Origin of the sequence: Thalassobacter sp. 16PALIMAR09 (genome assembly GCF_000765485.1) — a bacterium.
GTDB classification, from domain to species: domain Bacteria; phylum Pseudomonadota; class Alphaproteobacteria; order Rhodobacterales; family Rhodobacteraceae; genus Thalassobacter; species Thalassobacter stenotrophicus.
Genome location: NZ_JHAK01000001.1, coordinates 757,733 through 780,613, shown reverse-complemented (window position 1 = coordinate 780,613; position 22,881 = coordinate 757,733). Strand labels below are relative to the sequence as shown.

The following is a 22,881-nucleotide window of genomic DNA, read 5'->3' as shown; positions in this document are numbered from 1 at the left end:
CTATGCAAAGACAAAACTATTCCTTCACCTCGGAGTCCGTCTCTGAGGGCCACCCGGATAAAGTCTGTGACCGGATTTCGGACGCCGTCCTTGATGCCTTTCTGGCCGAGGACCCGCTTGCGCGTGTGGCGGTCGAAACGTTCGCGACGACAAATCAAGTTGTGGTAGGGGGCGAGGTTGGCCTGACCGACCCGGACAAACTGACCGAATACATGGGCAAGATCGATGGCATTGCCCGCGATTGCATCAAGAATATCGGGTACGAGCAGGAGAAATTCCACTGGCGTACCTGTAACGTTCTGAACCTGTTGCACGAGCAATCCGCCCATATCGCCCAAGGCGTAACGGGTGAGCGCGGGGATGAGGGCGCTGGCGATCAGGGCATCATGTTCGGTTATGCCGTGAATGAAACGGCGGAGCTGATGCCCGCGCCGATCCAATACGCCCACGCGATCCTGCGCCGCCTTGCTGAGGTCCGCAAGGACGGCACGGAGCCTACGCTTGGCCCCGATGCAAAATCGCAGCTGACCGTGATGTACCGCGATGGCAAGCCTGTGGGCGTGTCGTCCATCGTGCTGTCGACCCAACACTTGGATGAGAGCATGAGCAGCGCCGACGTGCGCGCAGTGGTTGAGCCCTACATCCGCGACGTCCTGCCCGATGGCTGGATTTCTGGCGACACCGAATGGTGGGTGAACCCAACGGGCAAGTTTGTGATCGGCGGACCCGATGGCGACGCGGGCCTAACTGGGCGCAAGATCATCGTGGACACCTACGGCGGTGCGGCCCCTCACGGCGGCGGTGCGTTTTCCGGCAAAGACCCGACCAAGGTGGACCGTTCTGCGGCCTACGCCGCGCGGTATCTTGCGAAAAACGTAGTGGCCGCAGGCATGGCTGAGCGGTGCACCATTCAGCTGAGCTATGCGATCGGTGTGGCCAAGCCCCTGTCGATCTATGCCGATACCCATGGCACTGGCCAAGTGGACGAGGCCGCGATTGAGCTGGCCGTCGCCCAAGCGATGGACCTGACGCCAACTGGCATTCGCAACCATCTGTCGCTGAATCGCCCGATCTTTGAACGCACGGCTGCTTATGGCCACTTTGGCCGCGCGCCTGAGGCGGATGGCGGCTTTAGCTGGGAAAAGACCGACCTTGTGGACGCTCTGAAAAAGGCCGTCTGAGGATGCGCCGTCGGGGATGGAGCATCGCGCTTGCGCTGTGGTTGGGGATGATGCCCGCCACAGCGCAGGCCGGTGATCCTGAGGACAAATTTGTCCGCTTGGACGGAGGTGTGCTGCTTTATGACACCGAGACCATCCCCGACGATCCCGACGCCGAGATAGAGGAAGAGGATATCGCCATCCTGCGCCGCTATCTGGTGGAGGACGCGGATATCACGACACTGCGTCTTTATAGCTATGGGGGCAGTGTTTGGGCCGGGTTCCGCTTGGCCGACATCATCATCGACTTCGATCTCGACACTGAGGTGGTGGATGATTGCGCAAGTGCTTGCACGCTGATGTTTTTGGCGGGCAAGGGGCGGCGCATGGAGCGTGGCGCGCGGCTTGGGTTTCACAATTGGAAGTGGTCCAAGGCGGCGATCACATCCTTTTATGAGCGGCGCAAAGACGTGGATGGCTGGCAGGACCCGTTCGACTTTGCTGCTTGGATTTACGTCGACACCCAGATCGAGACGCATGATGTGCTGAGTTATCAGGTCGAGCGCGGGATGGACCCAGCCTTTGCGATTGAGTTGTTGTGGAAGGGGCGCGACGGGCTGCATTACCCCCGTCGGGCCGAGTTACAAGCCGCAGGTGTGCTGCGCGATTAAAGCGGTAGGGCAGTGGTGGATTTTAGCTCTTCCATGACAAAGCTGGCCGAGACATCCTCTAATTCTACTTGTGCGATCAACCGTTTATAGAGCGCGTCATAGGCGGGCATGTCGCGAACCCGCGCCTGAAGCATATAGTCCACCTCACCACTGGTACGCCATGCGGCGGTGACCTCTGGCAGGGTTTCGAGTGCGCGGGCAAAGCGGGCGGCCCAATCGGCGGTATGGTGCCGGGTGCGCACGGCCATCAGAACCATCAAGCCGAGGCCCAGTTGAGCAGGGTCCAGCAGGGCCACGCGGGCGCGGATGACGCCAGCGTCCTCTAGGCGTTTGATACGGCGCCAGCAGGCATTGCGCGACAGCCCCACGGTTTCGGACACCGCGTCCAGCGGGGCGGCGCAGTCGCGTTGCAAACCGGCGAGGATACGGTGGTCGGTTGCATCAAGTGTATCTATCATTTTTATATTTTGGGATATTGTCCCAAAATTAGCAATCCATACGTGATGTTTGAGATAATTTTGTCGCAAGGGCTGGGCATAATGGGCCAACTCAACAGGAGGCCCCTATGATCACCCGTCTATTCACTGCCCACCCTAGTTCCGTGGACGAAACCTATCTTGAGCACAGCGGCTTTGCGTTTCGCTTTGCCGGGTGGCTGGCGTTGGCGGCGATGGCTGCGGTGGTACACGCGATTTTCCCGTGGATGTTTGAGAAAACCGCCAGCCAGATCATCGCCAAATTGCACAATCGGACCGTTCATCGCAGCGGTCCGGGCCTCAAATCGGCCTAAGGGACTTGACGGCGGTCGGGGGGTCTTGCATCCCCCGCGCCATGGATGACGATAAATCACAACTCCCCGCTGCAGCCGACACTGATGCTGGCCGCCCTCACCGCAACTTCTATGGCCGCCGCAAGGGCAAGACCCTGAAGCAGAGCCAAGAGGCCTATTTGCAAGAGGACCTCGACGCGCTGTCGCCGGGGCCTGTGGGCTGGGATGTGAACCCCGCGCGTGCGCCGCTTGATCTGGCCGCGCGGTTCGACGGCAAACCCGTGTGGCTGGAGATCGGTTTCGGTGGGGGGGAGCATATGGTTCACCAAGCCGCGCAGAACCCTGACATCGGGATTATTGGGGCCGAGCCTTATATCAACGGTGTGGCCATGCTGTTGGGCAAAATCCGCAAGGCCGGTGTTGAGAATTTGGCCGTGCATCCCGGCGATGCGCGGGACCTGTTTGATGTTTTGCCCGAGGCGTCGATTGATCGTGCGTTCCTTTTGTATCCTGATCCCTGGCCTAAAGCGCGCCACCACCGCCGCCGGTTCGTGACACCCGAGCATTTGGCGCCGCTGGCCCGCGTCCTTAAGCCCGGTGCAATTTTCCGGGTGGCGACAGATATTGAGGATTACGTGCGCCAGACGCTGGAACAAGTGCCGCGTCATGGGTTCACATGGTTGGCCGAGGGGCCGAGTGACTGGCGCGAGCCGTGGGGCGATTGGATTTCGACCCGTTATGAGCAAAAGGCCCTGCGCGAAGGTCGCACGCCGCATTACCTGACATTCCAGCGCGACGCGGATTAAGCGCCGCGCTTTGAGGCGAGCCGTTAGCGCAATCCGCCGCAGGCGGGTTGGCTTGCGCCGCCTCCCTTCTCACCCGTAGAAACGCTGCGACGGGAAGAGGAGAGACGTCTATGTCATACGCATCTGTTTATGAGGCTTGGAAATCCGATCCAGAGGGTTGGTGGATGGAGCAGTCCAAGGCCATTGACTGGGATCGCGCGCCGACCAAGGCCCTCGATGAGAGTGCAGCCCCACTGTACGAGTGGTTTCCGGATGCGATGGTGAACACCTGCTGGAACGCCGTGGACCGCCACGTTGAGGCAGGCCGGGGTGAGCAGACGGCCATCATTTATGACAGCCCCGTCACCAGCACGAAGCGTGAGATTTCATATGTTGAGCTGCGCAACCGCGTGGCCACATTGGCCGGTGCGTTGCGCGCCAAGGGCGTGGAAAAGGGTGACCGCGTCATCATCTATATGCCGATGATCCCCGAAGCCCTTGAGGCGATGCTGGCCTGCGCGCGGATTGGCGCGGTGCATTCGGTCGTGTTTGGCGGCTTTGCCGCCAACGAGCTGGCTGTGCGGATTGACGACGCGACGCCAAAGGCGATCATTGCGGCCTCTTGCGGGATCGAGCCGGGGCGGGTGGTGCACTACAAACCCTTGCTGGACGGCGCGATTGAGCTGGCCACGCACAAGCCCGAATTCTGCGTTGTTTTCCAACGTGAACAAGAGGTTGCTGAGCTGATCCCTGGCCGCGATTACAACTGGCATGGGTTCCAATATGGTGTTGAGCCTGCCGACTGTTTGCCCGTTGAAGGCACGCACCCGGCCTATATCCTGTATACCTCGGGCACGACGGGTCAGCCCAAGGGCGTTGTGCGCCCCACCGCCGGGCATCTGGTCGCGCTGAATTGGACGATGAAGAACATCTACGACGTCGATCCGGGCGATGTGTTTTGGGCCGCGTCGGACGTGGGCTGGGTCGTGGGGCACAGCTACATCTGCTACGCGCCGCTGATCCACGGCAACACGACCATCGTGTTTGAGGGCAAGCCCGTCGGCACCCCCGACGCGGGCACGTTCTGGCGCGTGATGTCAGAGCACAAAGTGAAAAGCTTTTTCACCGCCCCGACCGCCTTGCGCGCAGTCAAACGCGAAGACCCGACCGGCGAGTTCGTCAAGAAATACGATCTGAGCGGGTTGAAGAACGTTTATCTGGCGGGTGAGCGCGCGGACCCCGACACGATTGAATGGGCACAAGCACAGCTTGGCGTGCCGGTGATCGACCACTGGTGGCAAACCGAAACGGGCTACGCAATTGCCGCAAACCCAGTTGGGTTGGAGCCATTGCCGATCAAGCTGGGCTCACCCGCGGTGCCGATGCCGGGCTATGACGTGCAGGTGTTGGATGATGCGGGCCACGCAGTTGCCCCCAACACGTTGGGCGCGATTGCGATCAAACTGCCGCTGCCTCCGGGCACGTTGCCGGGCCTTTGGAATGCTGAGGCGCGTTACCGTAAAAGCTATCTGGATACCTTCCCCGGTTACTACGAAACCGGCGACGCGGGCATGATTGATGAAGATGGCTATCTCTACATCATGGCGCGCACTGATGACGTGATCAACGTGGCCGGTCACCGCCTGTCCACCGGTGCGATGGAAGAGGTTCTGGCGGGGCACGCGGATGTTGCTGAATGTGCCGTCATTGGGGTTAGTGACACGTTGAAAGGCCAGCTGCCCATGGGGTTCTTGTGCCTCAACAATGGGGCGAGCAAAGCGCCCGAGGATGTGGTGAAGGAATGCGTCGCGCGCGTGCGTGAAAAAATCGGCCCCGTTGCCGCGTTTAAACTTGCGGTTGTAGTGGACCGGTTGCCCAAGACCCGCTCTGGCAAAATTTTGCGGGGCACGATGGTCAGCATCGCAGACGGCAAAGACTACAAGATGCCAGCCACGATTGATGATCCCGCCATCTTGGGTGAGATCACTGAGGCGTTGAAAACGCTGGGCTATCCGGCGGCCTAAGGGTGCGTTATCTCATCGGGCCCGCATGTGCCGGGCCCGATGTGTGCGAAAAAACCTCGAAATTATTGTGACCGTGACGCACCGGAAGTAGCCTCAAAAGGCGAAATTTCTTGATTTTTTCTATCATTGAGATAGAGAGATAATATCGCGCTCAACCAGAGGTTTAAAAGCTCTCCCCTACTGCCGTGAAACGGCAAAAGGAATATCCCGTGTCCTACCCGCCTGAAACAGGCTCAGAAATTTCCGATACCGATGGCTCTGCCGCGTTGGAGCGTGAAATAGAACTGCTCAGTCACGATATTCGGTCTGCTGTATCTGATGTTATCGGGGGTCTGCGACTGATTGAGACACAGGATCTGGATGCGGCGCTTCGTTCACAAATTGGGGGCATACATGCCTCGTCAGAGGTGTTGGCGCGGCTGATCGAGGACGCTTTGATGTTTGTGTCAGGGGGCAAACATCATCACCTTCTGGCGTCTAACCTCCATTTGCGGCGATTCCTGCGCGATATGGAAAAACGTTGGACGATGCGCGGCAACCTTCAGGGTGTGACGTTCACGCTGGATGTGGCGCCCGATGTGCCGGACGTGGTCCAGTTGGACCGCCTCGCGCTGGAGCGGGTTTTGGCCAATCTGATTGGCAACGCGGTGAAACACGCGGGCGAGAGCAATGTCCGGCTGAGCGTGACGCTGGCTGAGGCTGAGGTGCTGCGATTTTCTGTCACCGATGAAGGGCCGGGCTTTTCTGACGCCGCTTTGACGCGGCTCTTCTCGCTGAATGCGCGCTCCTCTGAGGATGAGGCGACGGGCGGCGGTTTGGGGCTGCATATCTCCAAGCAAAACGCCGACACGCTGGGTGCAAAGCTGTCCATCACAAACCTTGCCAGCGGCGGCGCCCAAGCCGTGCTGGAGGTGCCATATCAAGCATGGCACGCCGCAAGCGATACAGGAAGCGGTGCGCCGGACCTAAGCGCATACCGCATCTTGGTTGCTGAGGATAACGATACGAGCCAGCTGTTGGTGAGCCAGATGTTGGCAACGATGGGGGCTGAGTGTGAACTGGCCTCCGACGGGGTTGAGGCGCTCAACTGGATGAGCCGGGAGCGGTTTGACCTTGCGCTGATTGATATCGAAATGCCGCGGCTTGGCGGTCTCGATGTGTTGCGCGCGGCGCGCAATCGGCAGCGTTCGGGGATTTATCCCAGCATGCCGCTGATTGCGATGACGACCTATGTTTTGCGTAGCAACCGTGATGCGATTTACGCCGCTGGGGCGGATGGCTTGTTGGCCAAGCCGTTGGTTTCTATCGAAAGCTTTGGTCATGCGTTGCTGCATTATATCGCCGCGCACGCCAGCGCGCCGGTTATTGCCGCCAAAGGGGCAGAGGCCCGGCAGGAAGCGCTGCCCTATGACCGCGAAACCTTGCGCAACCTGTTGCGGATCGCGGGCCAAGAAGGCGCGCCAGAGTTGATGGACCGCCTACAGTCCGATCTGGCCATGGTGTCGCGTGGCATGCGTGCGGCGCAGGCCTCCGGCGATTTGGCGGAAACCCGAAATCATACGCACATCTTGATCTCGCTCAGCTCTGCTGTCGGCGCGGGCAAGGTCCATAAAGCCGCGCAAGCGCTCAACACCGCCGCGCGACAAGGCAATGCAGATGCCGTCGCGCGTGACACACCAGATTTGCTGGACGCACTGGATAGGTTGCGTGCGGCTTTGGCTGTCGTTCCGCCTCAAGGGGATTAACCATGACACAAACGATCCTTCTTGTTGAGGACAACCCGACCCAAGCCGCATACTACACCCAGATCCTAAGCGATGACGGGTTTGCAGTGACCCACGCGGGCACTGCCGCCGAGGCGTTGGATTTGTATTCCCGGGCCGTCCCTGCGGCGGTTGTGCTGGATCTGTTGTTGCCGGACCGTGATGGGCTGGAGTTGATGCAGGACTGTCAGGCGTTAGCACCGCAGGTCCCGTTTGTGGTTTTGACGGCGCAAAGCACGATCCAAACCGCGGTGGATGCGATGCGACACGGTGCGTCCGAGTTTTTGCCCAAGCCGGTGTCAGACACGCATTTGCGGCGTGCAGTACACAACGCGATCCTTCTTGGCGGGCGTCCTGCGCTCAAGGTTGTGGCGGCGGGTGCTGCGGCTGCGAAACCGACCCCACCGCAAAGCGATCCGATGCGTGCAGCCCCTTTGCCGGGGTTCACGGGGTTTGCCCCGGTGATGCACGAACTGTACCGCCAGGTTCGCGCGGTTAGCCGGTCTGGTGTGCCGATCTTTTTGCGCGGTCCCACCGGCTCGGGCCGATTGGCCAGCGCCAAGGCAATCCACGGGCTGGCCCATGATGCGCCGGAGGCGGCCCCGTTTATCAAGCTGATTGCCTCTGTGATGTGCCCAGACGCTCAACTGGCGGCCCTTATAGGGACCGAAGACACCCCCGATGTGATAACTGCTGCAATGGGCGGCACCGCCTACATCGCGGAACCCTGCACCCTGAGCGACCAAGCACAAGCCGCCTTGATGGAGCGTTTGCACCGGTTGGACGCAACCCCCGGCAGGTCCCCAAAGGTGCAGCTTATCACCGCGACCACCCGCGATCCCTTTGCCGAAGTCCGCGAAGGACACCTGCGCGAAGACCTGTTCCACCGCCTCTATGTGGCCCCCGTGCGGGTGCCTGCATTGTCCGAGCGGGGTGAGGACGTTGTCGCGATTGCCAACGCCACGCTGCGGCGGTTCGAAACACGCAGCGACGGCGGTTTTGTCGGGTTGGAGCCCGATGTGGCCGACTTTTTCCGCACCTATGAGTGGCCCGGCAATGTGCGCCAGTTGATCAACCTGATCAAAAGCACGGTTCTGCTGCACGAAGGTCCGTTGATCACGATGGATATGCTGCCGATGGAGATGACGACCCGGCAGCACGCCAACCAATCCTCAACCCCGTTTGACAGCCTTCTGGGCCGGTCACTTGCGGACGTAGAAGAGGTGATCATTGAGGAAACCATTCGCCAACAGCAAGGCTCGGTGCCTCGTGCGGCGCGGGTGTTGGACGTGTCGCCCTCAACGCTGTACCGCAAGCGCGAGGCGTGGGCCAAGCGCGGGGCGCGGCCTTCGGAGGCAGCGCGGCGTGCAGGTTCTGGTGGGGCCTAGCGCGGCTTGGCTCTTGCACTCCTGAGGCTGTGGCGCGACACTGGTCGTAACCCCGCACAGGAGACCCCATGACAGACCTGACTTCCCCCCCGACGGACCTTCGTGAGGCTGCTCTTGCGGTACGTGAAAACGCCCATGCGCCTTATTCCAACTTCAAGGTCGGCGCGGCTTTGCTGACCGTCGATGGGGCGGTCTTTGTTGGCTGCAACGTCGAAAATGTCGCCTATCCGGAGGGGACGTGTGCGGAGGCCGGAGCCTTGGCTGCGATGGTCGCAAGCGGCGCGCGCGGCGTGGCCGAGGTGTACGTCGTGGCCGATAGTCCGGATCCCGTTCCGCCCTGCGGGGGCTGTCGGCAAAAGCTGGCGGAATTCGCGGCCTCTGACGTGATGGTCACACTGGCCACAGTGGCCGGTGAAACCCACACGACGCGGGTGGGCGATCTGTTGCCCGGGGCCTTTGATGCGGGCCATATGGCGCGGGTCTAGGCCCATGGACGCCGCACATATCTTGCAGAAATTACGGGGCGGTGCGCCGCTCTATGAGGCTGAGATCTATTGGTTTGCCAATGGTTTGGCCGAAGGCACCGTGACCGATGCGCAGGCTGGGGCCTTTGCGATGGGCGTGTGCACACGTGGCCTCGGGGCCGAGGGGCGTGTCCATCTGACCGCGGCCATGGTCCAAAGCGGAGAGACGTTGCGCTGGGACCTGCCGGGCCCTGTGTTGGACAAACATTCCACGGGCGGCGTGGGTGATCCGGTTAGCCTTGCGCTTGGGCCTGCGCTTGCGGCCTGTGGGGCCTATGTTCCGATGGTGTCGGGGCGGGGGCTTGGGCACACCGGCGGCACCCTTGATAAGCTTGAGGCCATACCGGGCCTGACCACGCAGCTTTCGGTCGAGCGGTTGCAGGCCCAAGTCGAAGAAATCGGCTGTGCGATCGTCGCGGCCAACGCGCGCTTGGCCCCGGCAGATGCGCGGCTATACGCGGTACGTGACGTGACCGGGACGGTCGATAGCCTCGACCTGATCTGCGCCTCGATCCTGTCTAAGAAACTGGCCGAGGGTGTTGAGGCGCTTGTTCTGGACGTAAAAACTGGCTCAGGCGCGATCCTGCCCGATGCGGATGCGGCGCGACGGCTCGCGCAGGCGTTGGTGGAGACGGCACAAGGTGCAGGCTGCATGACGACGGCTTTGATGACCGACATGAGCCAACCTGCGGTCCCGGCGGCGGGCAATGCGCTGGAGGTGATCGAGGTGATGAAACTGCTGACCGGAGGGGCAGGAGCATCCCCGCGTTTGCGCACCTTGGTTGAGGTTTTGGGCGGTGAGGCGCTGGCGCTTGGTGGTATGGCCGCCGATGCCCAAGACGGTGCGCAGCGGATCGGCCGTGTTCTGGACAACGGCGATGCGGCAGAGCGATTTGGCCAGACGGTCGCCGCACAAGGTGGCCCCGCGGATTTTCCGGAGCATTGGCGTGACCGCCTGCCTGCGGCCCCTGTAGTGGTTGAACTCAGGGCCGAGGCACCCGGTGTCGTTGCCGCGATTGATACGCGCGTTTTGGGCGATGTGGTGTTGGATTTGGGCGGGGGGCGCCGGGTCGAAACGGACATGGTGAACCCTGCGGTGGGCCTATCTGATTTGGTGTCGATCGGAGATGCGATTTCGTCGGATCAGCCGCTGGTCCGCATCCATGCCGACGACGCTGATGATGCAGAGGCCGCCGCCGCCAAAGTTTATGGCGCGCTTAGTTTTAGCGACAGGGCGGTTACGCCACCGACCCTCATCGGGGAGCGGATCGGATGAGTGTGCAGGCCCGGGCCTTTTTGGTGGTGCTCGACTCTGTCGGGTGCGGTGGCGCGCCTGATGCGGCTGAATTCGGGGATGAGGGGGCCAATACGCTCGCGCACATCGCTCAAGCTTGTGCGGTGGGCCGTGCCGAGGAGGGACGCAGCGGTCCGCTGAGCCTGCCGCACTTAGACGCCTTGGGGTTGCGGGCCGCTATCCGATTGGCCTCTGGTTCCGAGACGCCGGGCTTGGACGCAAAGCCCACGGGCCTGTGGGGGGCGGCGACCGAAGTGTCGCGCGGCAAGGACACGCCCTCCGGTCATTGGGAGCTTGCGGGGCTTCCGGTCCCTTGGGACTGGCACTACTTTCCGGATACGAACCCGTGCTTTGAAGCGGATCTGGTGGCCAAGGTGTGTGCGCTGGCGGGCACGGACGGTATCTTGGGCAATCGACATGCCTCGGGCACCTTGATCATCGAACAGGAGGCCGAGGCGCATGCCCGCACTGGCTGGCCGATTTGCTATAGCTCTGTGGACAGTGTTTTTCAGATCGCGGCCCACGAAGAGATATACGGCCTTGATCGATTGTATAGCCTTTGTCGTGAGTTAGCGCCATATCTTCATGCGATGCGCGTAGGTCGTGTGATCGCACGCCCCTATGTTGGCGACGCCGAACAAGGCTATAGCCGGACTCAAAACCGCAAGGATTTCGCAATAGAAGCGCCCGCGCCGATGCTGTGTGATTGGGTGTCCGAGGCGGGGCGCGAAGTGATTGGGATTGGTAAGATTTCAGACATTTTTTCGGGGCGTGGGATCAGCAAAAGCCATAAAGGGGCGGATGCGGATTTGATGGAACACTTGGTCGAGGCGAGCAAAACCGCGCCTAATGGCAGCCTGACGTTCGCCAACTTTGTGGAGTTCGACAGCCTCTATGGGCACCGCCGCGATGTGTCGGGATATGCCCGCGCATTGGAGTGGTTCGACAGCCAACTGCCACGCGTTTTGCAAAACATGCGGGCCGATGATCTGCTGATCATCACGGCCGATCACGGCAATGACCCCACGTGGCGCGGTAATGATCATACGCGCGAACGGGTGCCTGTTGTGGGGCTTGGTGGGGGTGCGATTGGGCTGCGGGCATTTGCGGATGTTGCAGCCAGTATTGCGGGACATTTGCAGGTAAAGGCCGATGGGCCGGGGCGGAGTTTTTTGTGAGAGATTTGAGGAAGGTAGAGCTGCATCTTCATCTAGAGGGTGCTGCCCCCGCGCCGTTTATTCGTGGGCTGGCGTCAGAGCAAAAGGTCTCTCTTGACGGGGTGTTTGATGAGGCGGGCCACTATGCCTATGACGACTTTCCCGGGTTTTTGCGGACCTATGAGGCGGCGACATCGGTCCTGCGCTCACCTGAGCATTACGCGCGCCTCACGCGTGAGGTGCTAGAGCAAAGCGCGGCTCATGGTGTGATCTATACCGAGGCCTTTATCAGCCCCGATTTTTGCGGCGGCGCCGATGTATCCGCGTGGCGCGATTACCTTGCCGCGATGCAGGAGGCTGCGTTGGAAGCTCGCACTGAGTTCGGGATTGAAATGCGCGGTATCGTGACGTGCATCCGCCATTTCGGGCCTGATCGCGCCAAGGCCGTGGCCCGCTGCGCCGCTGAGACCGCCGGCAGTTTCATCACCGGCTTTGGGATGGGGGGCGATGAAAGCATCGGCGCTGCACGGGACTACGCATGGGCGTTCGATTGCGCGCGCGAAGCACAGCTGGAACTGACCAGCCACGCCGGGGAATGGGGCGCGCCAGACACTATTCGCGCGGCGTGGCAGGATCTTGGCTTGGCGCGTATCGGGCACGGCGTGCGTGCCGCCGAAGACCCGCGTCTGTGCGAGGATTTGGCGGAGGCCGGTGTCGTGTTGGAAGTCTGCCCGGGGTCAAATGTTGCCTTGGGCATTTACCGTAACTTTGATGCGCACCCGATTGAAAAATTGAGAGAACGGGGCGTAAAGGTCACGGTGTCCACCGATGATCCGCCGTTTTTTCACACCACGATGACGGCCGAGTACGAAGCCCTAGATCGCACCTTTGGTTGGGGCGTTGAAGGATTGATGGCACAGGCGCGTGTCGCTGCCGAAGCCGCATTTTGCGACCCCGAGACCAAGACCCGTTTGCTCACCGCACTGGAGGACACCCCATGACCGCACCGCTCACTGTTGTTGATCACCCTTTGGTGCAACACAAGCTCACATTGATGCGCGCGCAGGACACCCCCACGGCGGTTTTTCGCCAACTCTTGCGAGAGATCAGCCAACTGCTCGCCTACGAAATTACGCGTGATTTGCCGACCGAACTTCGGACCATTGCGACGCCAATGCAGGACATGGATGCGCCGGTTTTGGCGGGCAAAAAGCTTGCGTTGGTATCGATCCTGCGGGCCGGGAACGGGCTGTTGGATGGGGTGTTGGAACTGATCCCCTCGGCGCGCGTTGGATTTGTCGGTCTCTACCGGGATGAAGAAACGCTTGAGCCGGTGCAGTATTATTTCAAGGTGCCTCAATCGCTTGAGGACCGTGTGGTCATTGCCGTCGATCCTATGCTGGCCACGGGAAACAGCTCAGTCGCGGCGATTGATTTGCTTAAGAAAGCCGGCGCGCGGGACGTTCGATTTTTGTGTCTGTTGGCGGCGCCCGAGGGCGTGGCGCGCATGCAAGAGGCGCATCCGGATGTGCCGATCACCACTGCATCTGTGGACAAAAAACTGAATGAACATGGATATATTGTTCCGGGTCTAGGGGATGCGGGTGACCGCATGTTTGGCACCAAATAAGCCAAATAGCTTTACTTGCTGGGCTCTCCTGCTGCATCATTGTGGTTAATTAAAGCTATGCCAATTAACCACAAAAAGGGCCCGCCCGATGCGTGCATTCCCTCTCTTGTTGGCCTGTTCGGTCGTCGTCTCTGCTGCGGTTGCCGCAAGTGCGCAAAGCGATGTGGTTGTGGCCGTGACCACTCCGGCCGAGGTTCCCCCGAGTGCTTTTAACGGCCGCCAATATGTGGATAGTGCGGGATGCGTGTTCGTGCGTGCGGGGCAGGGCGACGTGGTCGCTTGGATGCCCCGCTTGACGCGGTCGAACGAACCGCTTTGCGGGTATGCACCTACGAACATCGAAGCGACACAGAGGCCGGAGACCGCGGCGGCAACGGCTGCAAGTGCGACGCCGACTGCCACACAGCTTGCGTCTGTGAAGGAGGTCACGTTGATGTCAGCACCTCGATCAGACGCGCGCAGCACGTCCGCCGCGCCGATGGCTAGCGCCGCAGATGTTGTGATGCGGCCCGCGACCCGCGCGGCATGTGAGGCGACGGCGTTGCGCCTCGGGCATAGGATCGGGTGTGATACGGCCCCTGAGGATGGCCCGAGTAACCTCGTGGCCATTCAAATCCCGCCGCAAACGCGCAATAGCACCCATGGGTTAGAAGGGTTGAACGGCAAGGATCTGCGCCGCACCGCACCGGCCCGAATTGTTGTGGCGAGCGACGCGACATATAGCTTTTCACCCAGCGCGCAGGGAACTGTGATTGTCGGATCAGCGGAGACCGCCAAGCGATTGAGCCGCGATACCCAGCGCATCGCTGTTCCAAGGGGTTACAAAGAGGCGTGGACCGACGGGCGCTTGAACGTGTTTCGTGGGGTCGGCACCGATAACGGAACGTCGCAGATGCGGCGGACATGGACCGAGAGCGTGCCGCAACGGCTCATCGACCAAGATGATTAACGGTCACTGACAGATATTCGCGAGCGTTAACCAATCCGTGTCCGATAATACCTCTGGCGCAGGCTGATTGGTAAAGGGGTCGGCTGCGACGAGGCGCGCGGCTTGGGGGTCATCGCGGGGCAGGCTGCGTGCGTAGGGCGCCACCGGTAGGGACCGCGCTGAGAAAGCGTCGAGCAATTGGCTATCGTCAACCTCCATCGCGGGGCGCGTCAGCTTTCGGTCAACATAGCGGCGCAACGTTTCGGGGTTTGTTTCACCGCTGGTGAGGAGCCTAAACGTTTCACGAAAGCCCGCGAAGGTGAGATATTCGCTCAGCGTGTCGTGTAGATCGGCGCGCAGTGACGCGGTCAGGATATGGCCTGCAACAGCCTCCGCCGCGGAGCCGGGATCCAACAGATCTGCTGAGACAATGATGTGGCCGCCGGGCAGGTGCATCGTCGGCTTGGGCAGGTTGGGCAAGACGACGATCCGCGCGCGCGTCTGCGGCAGGACCCGGGCGTTGAGCACGCGCAGCGCTTCTAGGCCCTGGGGGTCGGCACAGGCCGGACCCGTGAGGGTCGTGATGCGCGAGAGCATACTCTGGCCAATCGCCACCTGCTGCGGACCAGGCAGAACAGACAGCGTGTGATCGCGCAGCGCCTTTGGCACCCAAAACAGCGCCAACGCGAGTAATGTGACGGTGATCGCCAAAAGGCTCAGCACACGCAGGCGGCCGGGATGGGGGCGGGTGCGATCAATGGCCGTGCGAATGCGCTCAATCGCGTCGATCATTGTGGCGTCTTCGATCTCTAGCTCTTCGGGCGTGTCGCGGCCGGGCGCATAGATTGCGGGCCGTTTGCCGGGATTGCGCCTGCGTACGGCGGCCAAAGCCCAATGGGACAGCGCGGTGTTGGAGATGTCGGTGATGATCAGGCTACCATCACCCACGGACACAAAGACCTCGATCCTCTGGGCGTCCTCATCGGCGCGCCACAGGCCCGTGGTTTCAATTTTTGCGATGTCCTTAAGTGCGGTCACTGCGCGGTGGCCCCTGTTCTTTCGTGATTAGAGTAGGGGTATCCGGGGGCCTCGGCAAGATCACCCCGCGCGGTTTGGGGCCGTGGCAGGGCCATGCGGCGGTGCGCCGCTGACCCTGCCGCCGGGCCGAACGCTACGCCGATTGGCGCAAACGTTGGCGCAGCTCAAACTTTTGGATTTTCCCGGTGGAGGTTTTGGGCAGTTCACCAAAGACCACCGCCTTGGGGGACTTGTAACCGGCCAGTCGCTCACGGGCGAAGGCGATGATATCGGCCTCGGTCGCGGTGACGCCGTCCTTGAGTTCTACAAAGGCGCAGGGCACTTCGCCCCATTTGTCATCAGGCTTGGCAACCACGGCGCACAGCATCACCGCTGGGTGCCCCATCAACGCACCTTCGACCTCAACCGATGAAATATTCTCACCGCCTGAGATGATGATATCCTTGGCACGGTCTGCGATTTGGACGTAGCCGTCGGGATGTTGGATCGCGATGTCACCGGTGTGGAAATAGCCGCCCTTAAAGGCCTCTTGGGTGGCGTCTGGGTTCTTGAGGTAGCCTTTCATGACCGAGTTGCCGCGAATGGCGATCTCACCCTGCGCGGTTGCATCCTTGGCGATCGGCTGGCCCTCGGCGTCTAGTACCGTGATGTCTTCCATCATCGGGAAGATCACGCCCTGACGGGCTTTGATCGCAGCTTGTTCGTCAGCGGGCAGAGCGTTCCAATCGTCTTTCCACAAGCATTCGGTGACGTGGCCATAGGTTTCGGTCAGGCCGTAAACTTGGGTGATATTGAAGCCCAACTTGCCAATCGCCGAAAGGGTCGCGGGCGCAGGCGGGGCGCCAGCAGTAAAGACTTCGACCGTGTGGTCAAAGGGTTTGCGTGTGGCCTCGGGGGCATTCACGATCATGTTCAATACGATGGGTGCACCGCCAAAGTGGGTCACGCCGCCTGCGATGGCGTCATAAATCGCCTCGGCGGTGATGTCGCGGCAGCAGTGCACGGTGCCGCCCAAAACGGGCATCATCCAGGTGTGGCACCAGCCGTTGCAGTGAAACAGCGGCACAATCGCCAAGAACCTTGGATGCAGGGTCATCCGCCACGAAATCACGGTGCCCATCGTCATCAGATAAGCGCCCCGGTGGTGATACACGACGCCCTTGGGTCGCCCCGTCGTGCCTGAGGTGTAGTTGAGCGCGATGCTCTCCCACTCATCCTTGGGCATAAGCCACGGCGCATCGGGGTCACCGGTTTGGAGGAAATCCTCATAGGTCATGTGCAGACCGCTGGCGTGAACACCAGCTACATCATCGGCAACCTCGATCAACCGTGGGGGCGTGCCTTCCATCTGTTCGCATGCGGCGGCCGCCACCGGCAGGAACTGGGGGTCGACCAGCACGATCTTGGCCTCACCGTGGTCGAAGATATAGGCGACTGTGTCGACCTCTAAGCGGGTGTTGATCGTGTTTAGCACAGCGCCGCAGGCGGGCACGCCAAAATGCGCCTCGGCCTGTGCGGGTAGGTTGGGCAGAAGGGTTGCGACCACATCGCCGGGTTCAACGCCAGCGCGCGTCAGGGCCGAGGCTAAGCGGCTTACGCGCGCATGGTATTCGGCATAGGTGCGGCGGATATTGCCATAAACAATCGCCTCCCGCTCGGGCCAAATTTGAGCGGCCCGGTTTAGGTGCGACAGGGGCGTTAAAGCGACATGATTTGCATCACATTTCTCAAGGCCTGTTTCGTCTTTCATCCAGCCCATAGCGCGCCCTCCCTTGCGTCTGCTTATTCGCTGGCCATAGTGATCGTGAGACGCGCAAATGGAAAGAGCCTTCATGCAAAACAGACCCCTTGCGGCGGCAGGTGCAATCTTGATCGGTATGGCGATCATTTCCGTGATCGATCAATTCCTTCGCGTGATCGCGGCGGACAGCAGTCTTTGGACATTTCACCTGATCCGATCAGTGATGATGTGGGGGTTGGCGCTGGCCTATGTGGTCTGGCGGGGCACGCCATTGCGGGTCGTTTCTTGGCGGGGAATGGTGTTTCGGTCGGTGTTTTTATCCTCCGCAATGATGATTTATTTTGGGGCCTTGGCGTTCATGCCCGTGGCGCAGGCGGCGGCGGGGCTGTTCACGTCGCCCATTTGGGTTCTGATTTTCTCCGTGGTGTTTTTCGGGTTGCGCATCGGGGTATGGCGGGTGCTGGCCGTTGGGTTAGGGTTTGTGGGCATTTTGGCCGTGTTGTCGCCCGATCCCGCGACCGTGGGGCCGCTGACTTTCGTGCCGGTTCTGGCGGGTGCCTTCTATGCGATTGCGATGATTTCGACGCGGGAATGGTGCCCTGAGGAGGGCAGCCTTGAGATGACGCTCGCGGGGTTTACCGCGATGTGGCTGTGGGGCTTGGTCGGCGTGATTGTCGTGGGTCTTGTGGGGCCAGAGGCCCCTGCGGGTGCGGACGGATTCGTGATGCGCGGCTGGGTCTGGCCCACGGCTGAGGTGTGGTTCTGGCTCTGGGTGCAGGCGGCGGGATCGCTGGTCGCGGTGATGTTCCTGACGCGGGCCTATCAGTTGGCCGAAGCGTCCTACGTGGGCGTGTTTGAATACGCGCTGTTGGGGTTTTCGGCCCTGTTTGGCTGGCTCGTCTGGGGTGAGGTGTTGGGCTGGGTCGGGCTGATCGGAATTGCGATGATCGCGGCCGGGGGCGTGATTATCGCGCTGCGCAGCCGAACCGCGCCTGAAGCCGAGGCTAACGCACAGGCCGTGTCCCCAAATAGCTGAGTGTTGCGGAGCGCGCCGTTACGCGCCCCCCGCCATGGTCATGTGCAGGCTAGGCTGCGGATTTTTCGCCGTCAAACCGGTGATAAAAGCTTTGGCCTTTGTCGGCCATCTCTTGCAGCAGGGCAGGCGTTGTGAACCGGGGGCCATAGGTCTCGGTCAGGCGGTCACAGGTGTCCGCGGCCCACGGCGTGCCAACCATGTCGAGCCATGAGAACGGGCCACCGGACCACGGCGCAAAGCCCCAGCCGAGGATCGCGCCGACATCGCCTTCGCGGATATCCATCAAGACACCTTCCTCCAGGGCGCGCACGGCCTCTAGAACTTGGGCGAACAACAGGCGGTGCTGGACTTCGGTGACATCTGGTTGCGCCTCTGCGAGGGGGAATTTCGGGCCAAGCCCTTCCCAAAGTCCGCCGCGCTTGCCCTTGTCGTCATAGCTGTAGAAGCCCGCGTTGGATTTGCGGCCCAAGCGGCCTTCATCCGCCATCCAGAACAAGACCTCATCCACGGCCCCATCAGGATAGGCATCACCCATCGCGGCCCGGGTCGCCTTGGCGATTTTGACGCCCAGATCGATCGAGGTTTCATCCACCAATTGCAGCGGTCCCAATGGCATTCCGACCAGCTTGGCTGCGTTCTCGATCAGGGCAGGGGCGACGCCCTCGGCCACCATGCGCAGGCCCTCGTTGATGTAGGGGATGATACAGCGGTTGGCATAGAAGAACCGCGCGTCATTCACCACAATGGGTGTCTTGCGGATTTGGCGCACATAATCGAGCGCCTTGGCCACAGCACGGTCGCCGGTGGCTTTGCCTTTGATGATTTCGACCAAGAGCATCTTTTCCACGGGTGAGAAAAAGTGAATGCCGATGAACTGCTCGGGCGCGCCGCTGGCCTTGGCCAACTGGCTGATTGGCAGGGTCGATGTATTGGTCGCAAAGATACAATCGGGCCCAACGGCGGCTTCGACCTTTGCGGTGACCTCGGCCTTGACGGTCGGGTCCTCAAACACGGCCTCCACCACCAGATCACAGCCCGCCAGCGCGGCGTAATCCGTTGTCGCTGTGATTTGTGCCAGAACGGCGGCCTTTTTCTCGGCCGTGACTTTGCCGCGCTTCATGCCCTTGTCGAGGTAAGTCTCGCTATAGGCCTTGCCGCGGTCGGCGGCGTCTTGGGCGGCATCAATCAGCACCACCTCGATGCCTGCCTGCGCAGACACAAGCGCGATGCCAGCCCCCATCATGCCCGCACCGATCACACCCAGTTTGCGGACCTTTTGATCCTCTACCTCTGGGCGGACCGCGCCTTTTTCCAACGCCTCTTTGTTGATAAACAATGACCGGATCATCGCAGAGGAGGAGGGGTTCATCAGCACATTGGTGAACCAGCGTGCTTCAATCCGAAGGGCGGTGTCGAAATCCACCATAGCGCCTTCGTAGACGGCAGACAGAAGCGCCTTGGCTGCAGGGTAGACGCCTTGTGTTTTGCCGTTCACCATGGCGGAGGCGCCAACAAACGTCATGAAACCGGCGGGATGATAGGGGGCACCACCGGGCATTTTGTAGCCCTTTTCATCCCATGGCTTGGTGATCTTTGGGCTGGATAGGACCCATTCTTTGGCCTTGGCATGCAGCTCGTCGGGGGCGACGACTTCATCCACGATGCCCGCCGCTTTGGCCTTTTTCGGATCGCTCAGCTTACCCTCCAGCAGGAAGGGTGAGGCGGCCATGGCACCCATTTTTCGTACCAACCGCGTGGTGCCGCCCATGCCGGGAAAGATACCAACCATGATCTCGGGCAGGCCGATTTTGGCCTTTGGATTGTCGGCGGCAAAAATGCGGTGGCATGCCAGCGGGATTTCCAGACCAATGCCAAGCGCTGTGCCAGGCAGACAGCAAGCAATCGGCTTGCCGCCTTTGTTGGTCTTGGGGTCTTGGCCTGCGCGCTCAATTTTGCGCAGGATACGGTGGCAGGCCATCAACCCGTCCATAAGGCCCCGTGCGGGGTCGTCGCCCGCGGCTTCCTTCATGGTGGCAATGATGTTCAGGTCCATGCCGCCCGCAAAGGAGCCGGGCTTGCCCGAGGTGATGATGACGCCCTTAACCGCGTCATCGGCCAACGCCTGATCGATCAACGCATCAAGGTCTAGATAACCCTGTTGGTTCATCACATTCATGGACTTGCCGAGGGTATCCCACGTGATTGTGGCTACGCCGTCGGCGTCCGTTTTCATGGTAAAGTCAGTCATTTACAGATCCTTTGGCAAACGACGCAGGGGCTGCGCGGGATGTCATAGTGGGAAGGTCGCGCGGCATTAGATACGCTCAATAATGGTGGCAGCACCCATGCCGGAGGCCACGCAAAGAGTGGCAAGGCCGGTGCTTTTGCCGCTGCGTTCTAGCTCATCCAGAAGCGTGCCAATGATAATGGCGCCCGTGGCCCCAAGGGGGTGCCCCATCGCAATGGCCCCGCCGTTCACGTTCACGCGGTCATGGTCGACGTCAAACGCTTGCATGAACCGCAACACCACGGAGGAGAACGCCTCATTCACTTCGAACAGGTCGATGTCGGTGATATTCATCCCCGAGGTTTTGAGGATGTGTTCCGTCACCGGGACTGGCCCGGTCAGCATGATCGTGGGGTCCAGCCCAATTTTGGCCGTAGCGCGAATGACCGCGCGGGGTTTGAGGCCGTGCGCTTCACCAAAGGCTTTGGAGCCGACCAAAACGCCCGCAGCACCATCCACAATGCCCGAGCTGTTGCCCGCGTGGTGGATGTGGTTGATCCGCTCCAGGTGGGGGTATTTCATCAGCGCGATTTTGTCGAAACCGGGCATGACTTCACCCATGGCTTGAAACGCGGGGTTCAGGCCGCCGAGCGATTGCATATCGGTCTGCGGGCGCATGTATTCATCGTGATCAAGGATCGTGAGGCCGTTTTGATCGCGCACTGGCACGACTGACTTGGCAAAACGGTTGTCGTCCCACGCGGCCTTGGCACGCTGTTGGCTGGTCACGGCAAGGTGGTCCGCTTGTTCACGGGTGATGCCGTATTCGGTGGCGATGATATCTGCCGAAATCCCTTGGGGGACGAAGTATTGGTCCATTGCGACCGAAGGGTCGACGGCAATCGCCGCCCCGTCCGAGCCCATGGCGACGCGGCTCATGCACTCAACACCGCCCGCGATATAGGCATCACCTGCGCCGCCGCGGATTTGGTTGGCCGCAAGGTTAACGGCCTCCATGCCAGAGGCACAGAAACGGTTAATGCTGAGCCCGGGGATGCGTTCATCCAGATCAGAGGCCAACACGGCGGTCCGCGCCAAGCAGCCGCCCTGTTCCATCACTTGCGTGGCATTGCCCCAGATCACGTCTTCTACCGCGTGGCCTTCTAGCCCGTTGCGTTCGCGCAAGGCGTTCAGAACATTGGTGGAAAGCCGCACGGCGGTGACTTCGTGCAGGCTGCCGTCCTTGCGGCCCTTGCCGCGCGGTGTGCGCACGGTGTCGTAGATATAAGCGTCAGACATGGTTGCGTTCCTTTGCAACGTTTGGGGGTCGGCCTTGGTGTATGTCCGAGGCGGCATCGTTGTTTGCGTGCCGCATGGATATAGCACGTCAGTGGTTTAGGTGCAGGCTTGCGCCCGTTGATCAGAAGTTTGGCAAGTCATCGCCGGCAATGCGAGGGGGAGCGGCCCGCATGACGTAGCGTTTTTTACGTGAACGTAAGGTCGGTTTGCGCGCAGGGTTGGGCCAGTCACATGGATAGATATTGCATGCGCGGTCTATCGGGTTGCGCGGCATTGCAGAGGCGCGGAAAAATCTCGGTTTGGGTTGATCAAAACTGGGAGCGCGGCCATGCACACCAAAAGGCTGCGCGGCGAAACTGCCGCGCAGGGTAATTAGGTGAGTGTTGAAATGTTTGGGCGTTGTCCGTCATGCACCGTAGGCGCGTTGCATCAAGTCGTAAGGATGTTTCCAGCTCGGCGTGGCCGCGATCCGGTCCAGCCAAGCGTCAATATTGGGCCATTCTGTGCGATCAAAACCAAAGGGTTCCTCGTAGAAGAGATAACCACAGCAGGCGGTGTCGGCGATCGTGATCTGATCGCCAACGATCCAATCGCGCCCCTCTAGGTGGTCATTCAAGACGCCATAAGTCGCCTTGAGACGGCCCTGCATAAAGCCGATCACCTCTTGGGGGCGTTTTTCGGGGGGCAGAAAATTCATCAAGAACCGGGTCATCCCGGCCTGACCGGACAGTTTGTGATTGTCCCACAGAAGCCAACGCAGCACTTCACGTTTGTCCTCGGACGACGCGGGCATCAGCTTGCCCGTTTTTTCGGTGACATAGGTTTGGATGGCGCCGGATTGGGTGATGGTTTGTTCGCCATCCAGCAGAACGGGGACCTCCCCCATTGGGTTGATCGCGCGAAATTCAGGGGTGCGGCTGCCGCCGTTGAAAAAATCAACATGGACTGGGGTCCAGTCAACTTCGGCCAGTGTGAGGGTCAGCGCCGCTTTGTACGCGTTGCCGCTTTCGCCGAAGCAATAGAGTTTGGTCATTGGATAGAGCCTCCCGCCCTGAGTTTTGCCTTTGCACGGAGTGGTACTGTGCAATGTGCGCGCGGACCAGAGATGTATCGCGTTTGGCGGGAGATTGGGGGGCTCTGTGTTTTACGGAACTTTGGGGGTCCGTGCTGCTCGGCCGCTTTCTAGTCGGCTTGCGGAAGTCGATCTTTGAAGCCCGCGAGGCGGTGCATCAGGGTCGCGTCGTCCAGCAGGCCCGGTAGGTTTTCGAACACGAAACTCAACGCCTCATCCTCCGTCAAACCTGATTGCGCGGCAAAGGCCCGAAGCTGCCGATACCCGGCATCTGTCATTTTTGCGGGAAAGTGGCGGGTGAGGCGGGGAGGTGGCGGCATTTGAGGTATTGATCCGTGATTACGTGGCGGGGACGGGCCCCGCCACGCAGTCTTG

At 60.8% G+C, this 22,881-nt stretch carries 21 protein-coding genes; 14 read left to right on the top strand and 7 right to left on the bottom strand.

Annotation, left to right across the window (positions count from 1 at the left end; all coding sequences use genetic code 11):
* The first annotated feature begins 2 nt into the window (after positions 1 to 2).
* Both metK and PM04_RS03715 read left to right on the top strand, forming a co-directional pair.
* The gene (gene metK / locus PM04_RS03720; RefSeq protein ID WP_038003721.1) at positions 3 to 1,181 is read left to right on the top strand and encodes a methionine adenosyltransferase; all 1,179 of its coding nucleotides are present in this window, start codon (positions 3 to 5) and stop codon (positions 1,179 to 1,181) included.
* A 2-nt stretch (positions 1,182 to 1,183) separates the two neighbouring features.
* Positions 1,184 to 1,831 carry a hypothetical protein gene (locus PM04_RS03715; protein ID WP_038003719.1) on the top strand — a complete coding sequence of 216 codons (648 nt, stop codon included), beginning with the start codon at positions 1,184 to 1,186 and terminating at the stop codon, positions 1,829 to 1,831.
* Here PM04_RS03715 and PM04_RS03710 read toward each other — a convergent pair.
* On the bottom strand, positions 1,828 to 2,289 hold the full coding sequence (locus tag PM04_RS03710) for an Lrp/AsnC family transcriptional regulator (RefSeq protein ID WP_038003717.1): 462 nt from the start codon (positions 2,287 to 2,289) through the stop codon (positions 1,828 to 1,830). The genes PM04_RS03715 and PM04_RS03710 overlap by 4 nt on opposite strands.
* A gap of 107 nt (positions 2,290 to 2,396) precedes the next feature.
* Here PM04_RS03710 and PM04_RS03705 point away from each other — a divergent pair, with 107 nt between their 5' ends.
* The 11 genes from PM04_RS03705 to PM04_RS03655 all read left to right on the top strand — a co-directional run bounded on the left by PM04_RS03705 (position 2,397) and on the right by PM04_RS03655 (position 14,114).
* Positions 2,397 to 2,621, top strand: a complete 225-nt coding sequence (locus PM04_RS03705; protein ID WP_038003716.1) for a DUF6356 family protein — start codon at positions 2,397 to 2,399, stop codon at positions 2,619 to 2,621.
* Positions 2,622 to 2,662: 41 nt separating this feature from the next.
* Positions 2,663 to 3,406 carry a tRNA (guanosine(46)-N7)-methyltransferase TrmB gene (trmB, locus tag PM04_RS03700; protein ID WP_052068429.1) on the top strand — a complete coding sequence of 248 codons (744 nt, stop codon included), beginning with the start codon at positions 2,663 to 2,665 and terminating at the stop codon, positions 3,404 to 3,406.
* Between the two features lie 110 nt (positions 3,407 to 3,516).
* Positions 3,517 to 5,409, top strand: coding sequence for a propionate-CoA ligase PrpE (prpE, locus tag PM04_RS03695; protein WP_038003714.1), 1,893 nt, complete (start codon positions 3,517 to 3,519; stop codon positions 5,407 to 5,409).
* 209 nt (positions 5,410 to 5,618) lie between these two features.
* A complete protein-coding gene (locus PM04_RS03690) occupies positions 5,619 to 7,154 on the top strand; it encodes a response regulator (RefSeq protein WP_038003712.1) in 1,536 nt (511 codons plus the stop codon).
* A 2-nt stretch (positions 7,155 to 7,156) separates the two neighbouring features.
* Positions 7,157 to 8,560 (top strand): sigma-54 dependent transcriptional regulator, encoded by a 1,404-nt coding sequence (locus PM04_RS03685; RefSeq protein ID WP_052068428.1) that lies wholly within the window; start codon positions 7,157 to 7,159, stop codon positions 8,558 to 8,560.
* A gap of 68 nt (positions 8,561 to 8,628) precedes the next feature.
* Positions 8,629 to 9,045, top strand: a complete 417-nt coding sequence (locus PM04_RS03680) for a cytidine deaminase (protein ID WP_038003710.1) — start codon at positions 8,629 to 8,631, stop codon at positions 9,043 to 9,045.
* 4 nt (positions 9,046 to 9,049) lie between these two features.
* A complete protein-coding gene (locus PM04_RS03675) occupies positions 9,050 to 10,360 on the top strand; it encodes a thymidine phosphorylase (protein WP_038003709.1) in 1,311 nt (436 codons plus the stop codon).
* The gene (locus tag PM04_RS03670; protein WP_038003707.1) at positions 10,357 to 11,556 is read left to right on the top strand and encodes a phosphopentomutase; all 1,200 of its coding nucleotides are present in this window, start codon (positions 10,357 to 10,359) and stop codon (positions 11,554 to 11,556) included. Before PM04_RS03675 ends, PM04_RS03670 begins: the two co-directional genes overlap by 4 nt.
* On the top strand, positions 11,553 to 12,536 hold the full coding sequence (locus PM04_RS03665) for an adenosine deaminase (RefSeq protein ID WP_038003705.1): 984 nt from the start codon (positions 11,553 to 11,555) through the stop codon (positions 12,534 to 12,536). The genes PM04_RS03670 and PM04_RS03665 overlap by 4 nt, the downstream gene beginning before the upstream one ends.
* Positions 12,533 to 13,165, top strand: a complete 633-nt coding sequence (gene upp, locus PM04_RS03660; protein ID WP_038003703.1) for a uracil phosphoribosyltransferase — start codon at positions 12,533 to 12,535, stop codon at positions 13,163 to 13,165. The genes PM04_RS03665 and upp overlap by 4 nt, the downstream gene beginning before the upstream one ends.
* A gap of 88 nt (positions 13,166 to 13,253) precedes the next feature.
* Positions 13,254 to 14,114, top strand: coding sequence for a hypothetical protein (locus tag PM04_RS03655; protein ID WP_038003701.1), 861 nt, complete (start codon positions 13,254 to 13,256; stop codon positions 14,112 to 14,114).
* A 3-nt stretch (positions 14,115 to 14,117) separates the two neighbouring features.
* Here PM04_RS03655 and PM04_RS03650 read toward each other — a convergent pair whose 3' ends face one another.
* Together PM04_RS03650 and PM04_RS03645 are read right to left on the bottom strand one after the other, a co-directional pair.
* Complete coding sequence (locus PM04_RS03650) at positions 14,118 to 15,131, bottom strand: hypothetical protein (RefSeq protein WP_038003699.1); 1,014 nt, start codon at positions 15,129 to 15,131, stop codon at positions 14,118 to 14,120.
* A 133-nt stretch (positions 15,132 to 15,264) separates the two neighbouring features.
* Positions 15,265 to 16,890 (bottom strand): AMP-binding protein, encoded by a 1,626-nt coding sequence (locus tag PM04_RS03645; RefSeq protein WP_038003697.1) that lies wholly within the window; start codon positions 16,888 to 16,890, stop codon positions 15,265 to 15,267.
* A 73-nt stretch (positions 16,891 to 16,963) separates the two neighbouring features.
* Between PM04_RS03645 and PM04_RS03640 the strand changes: the two genes are divergently transcribed.
* On the top strand, positions 16,964 to 17,908 hold the full coding sequence (locus tag PM04_RS03640) for a DMT family transporter (RefSeq protein WP_038003695.1): 945 nt from the start codon (positions 16,964 to 16,966) through the stop codon (positions 17,906 to 17,908).
* A 49-nt stretch (positions 17,909 to 17,957) separates the two neighbouring features.
* On the opposite strand, the gene PM04_RS03635 is transcribed toward PM04_RS03640, so the two are convergent.
* From PM04_RS03635 to PM04_RS03620, 4 genes are all read right to left on the bottom strand, one after another.
* The gene (locus tag PM04_RS03635) at positions 17,958 to 20,156 is read right to left on the bottom strand and encodes a 3-hydroxyacyl-CoA dehydrogenase NAD-binding domain-containing protein (protein WP_038003692.1); all 2,199 of its coding nucleotides are present in this window, start codon (positions 20,154 to 20,156) and stop codon (positions 17,958 to 17,960) included.
* Between the two features lie 66 nt (positions 20,157 to 20,222).
* The gene (locus tag PM04_RS03630; RefSeq protein WP_038003690.1) at positions 20,223 to 21,434 is read right to left on the bottom strand and encodes an acetyl-CoA C-acetyltransferase; all 1,212 of its coding nucleotides are present in this window, start codon (positions 21,432 to 21,434) and stop codon (positions 20,223 to 20,225) included.
* 406 nt (positions 21,435 to 21,840) lie between these two features.
* Positions 21,841 to 22,467, bottom strand: coding sequence for a glutathione S-transferase family protein (locus PM04_RS03625; RefSeq protein WP_038003688.1), 627 nt, complete (start codon positions 22,465 to 22,467; stop codon positions 21,841 to 21,843).
* A gap of 149 nt (positions 22,468 to 22,616) precedes the next feature.
* Complete coding sequence (locus tag PM04_RS03620; RefSeq protein WP_038003686.1) at positions 22,617 to 22,826, bottom strand: hypothetical protein; 210 nt, start codon at positions 22,824 to 22,826, stop codon at positions 22,617 to 22,619.
* Positions 22,827 to 22,881 lie beyond the last annotated feature (55 nt).

What these genes read in the sequence shown, in the direction of transcription:
- PM04_RS03715 (WP_038003719.1), top strand. Translation starts at nt 1,184, where the DNA reads ATGCGCCGTCGGGGATGGAGCATCGCGCTTGCGCTGTGGTTGGGGATG.
- PM04_RS03655 (WP_038003701.1), top strand. Translation starts at nt 13,254, where the DNA reads ATGCGTGCATTCCCTCTCTTGTTGGCCTGTTCGGTCGTCGTCTCTGCT.
- PM04_RS03645 (WP_038003697.1), bottom strand. Translation starts at nt 16,890, where the DNA reads ATGGGCTGGATGAAAGACGAAACAGGCCTTGAGAAATGTGATGCAAAT.
- PM04_RS03635 (WP_038003692.1), bottom strand. Translation starts at nt 20,156, where the DNA reads ATGACTGACTTTACCATGAAAACGGACGCCGACGGCGTAGCCACAATC.
- PM04_RS03680 (WP_038003710.1), top strand. Translation starts at nt 8,629, where the DNA reads ATGACAGACCTGACTTCCCCCCCGACGGACCTTCGTGAGGCTGCTCTT.
- PM04_RS03670 (WP_038003707.1), top strand. Translation starts at nt 10,357, where the DNA reads ATGAGTGTGCAGGCCCGGGCCTTTTTGGTGGTGCTCGACTCTGTCGGG.
- PM04_RS03640 (WP_038003695.1), top strand. Translation starts at nt 16,964, where the DNA reads ATGCAAAACAGACCCCTTGCGGCGGCAGGTGCAATCTTGATCGGTATG.
- metK (WP_038003721.1), top strand. Translation starts at nt 3, where the DNA reads ATGCAAAGACAAAACTATTCCTTCACCTCGGAGTCCGTCTCTGAGGGC.
- trmB (WP_052068429.1), top strand. Translation starts at nt 2,663, where the DNA reads ATGGATGACGATAAATCACAACTCCCCGCTGCAGCCGACACTGATGCT.
- PM04_RS03675 (WP_038003709.1), top strand. Translation starts at nt 9,050, where the DNA reads ATGGACGCCGCACATATCTTGCAGAAATTACGGGGCGGTGCGCCGCTC.
- PM04_RS03620 (WP_038003686.1), bottom strand. Translation starts at nt 22,826, where the DNA reads ATGCCGCCACCTCCCCGCCTCACCCGCCACTTTCCCGCAAAAATGACA.
- prpE (WP_038003714.1), top strand. Translation starts at nt 3,517, where the DNA reads ATGTCATACGCATCTGTTTATGAGGCTTGGAAATCCGATCCAGAGGGT.
- PM04_RS03630 (WP_038003690.1), bottom strand. Translation starts at nt 21,434, where the DNA reads ATGTCTGACGCTTATATCTACGACACCGTGCGCACACCGCGCGGCAAG.
- PM04_RS03685 (WP_052068428.1), top strand. Translation starts at nt 7,157, where the DNA reads ATGACACAAACGATCCTTCTTGTTGAGGACAACCCGACCCAAGCCGCA.
- upp (WP_038003703.1), top strand. Translation starts at nt 12,533, where the DNA reads ATGACCGCACCGCTCACTGTTGTTGATCACCCTTTGGTGCAACACAAG.
- PM04_RS03705 (WP_038003716.1), top strand. Translation starts at nt 2,397, where the DNA reads ATGATCACCCGTCTATTCACTGCCCACCCTAGTTCCGTGGACGAAACC.
- PM04_RS03625 (WP_038003688.1), bottom strand. Translation starts at nt 22,467, where the DNA reads ATGACCAAACTCTATTGCTTCGGCGAAAGCGGCAACGCGTACAAAGCG.
- PM04_RS03710 (WP_038003717.1), bottom strand. Translation starts at nt 2,289, where the DNA reads ATGATAGATACACTTGATGCAACCGACCACCGTATCCTCGCCGGTTTG.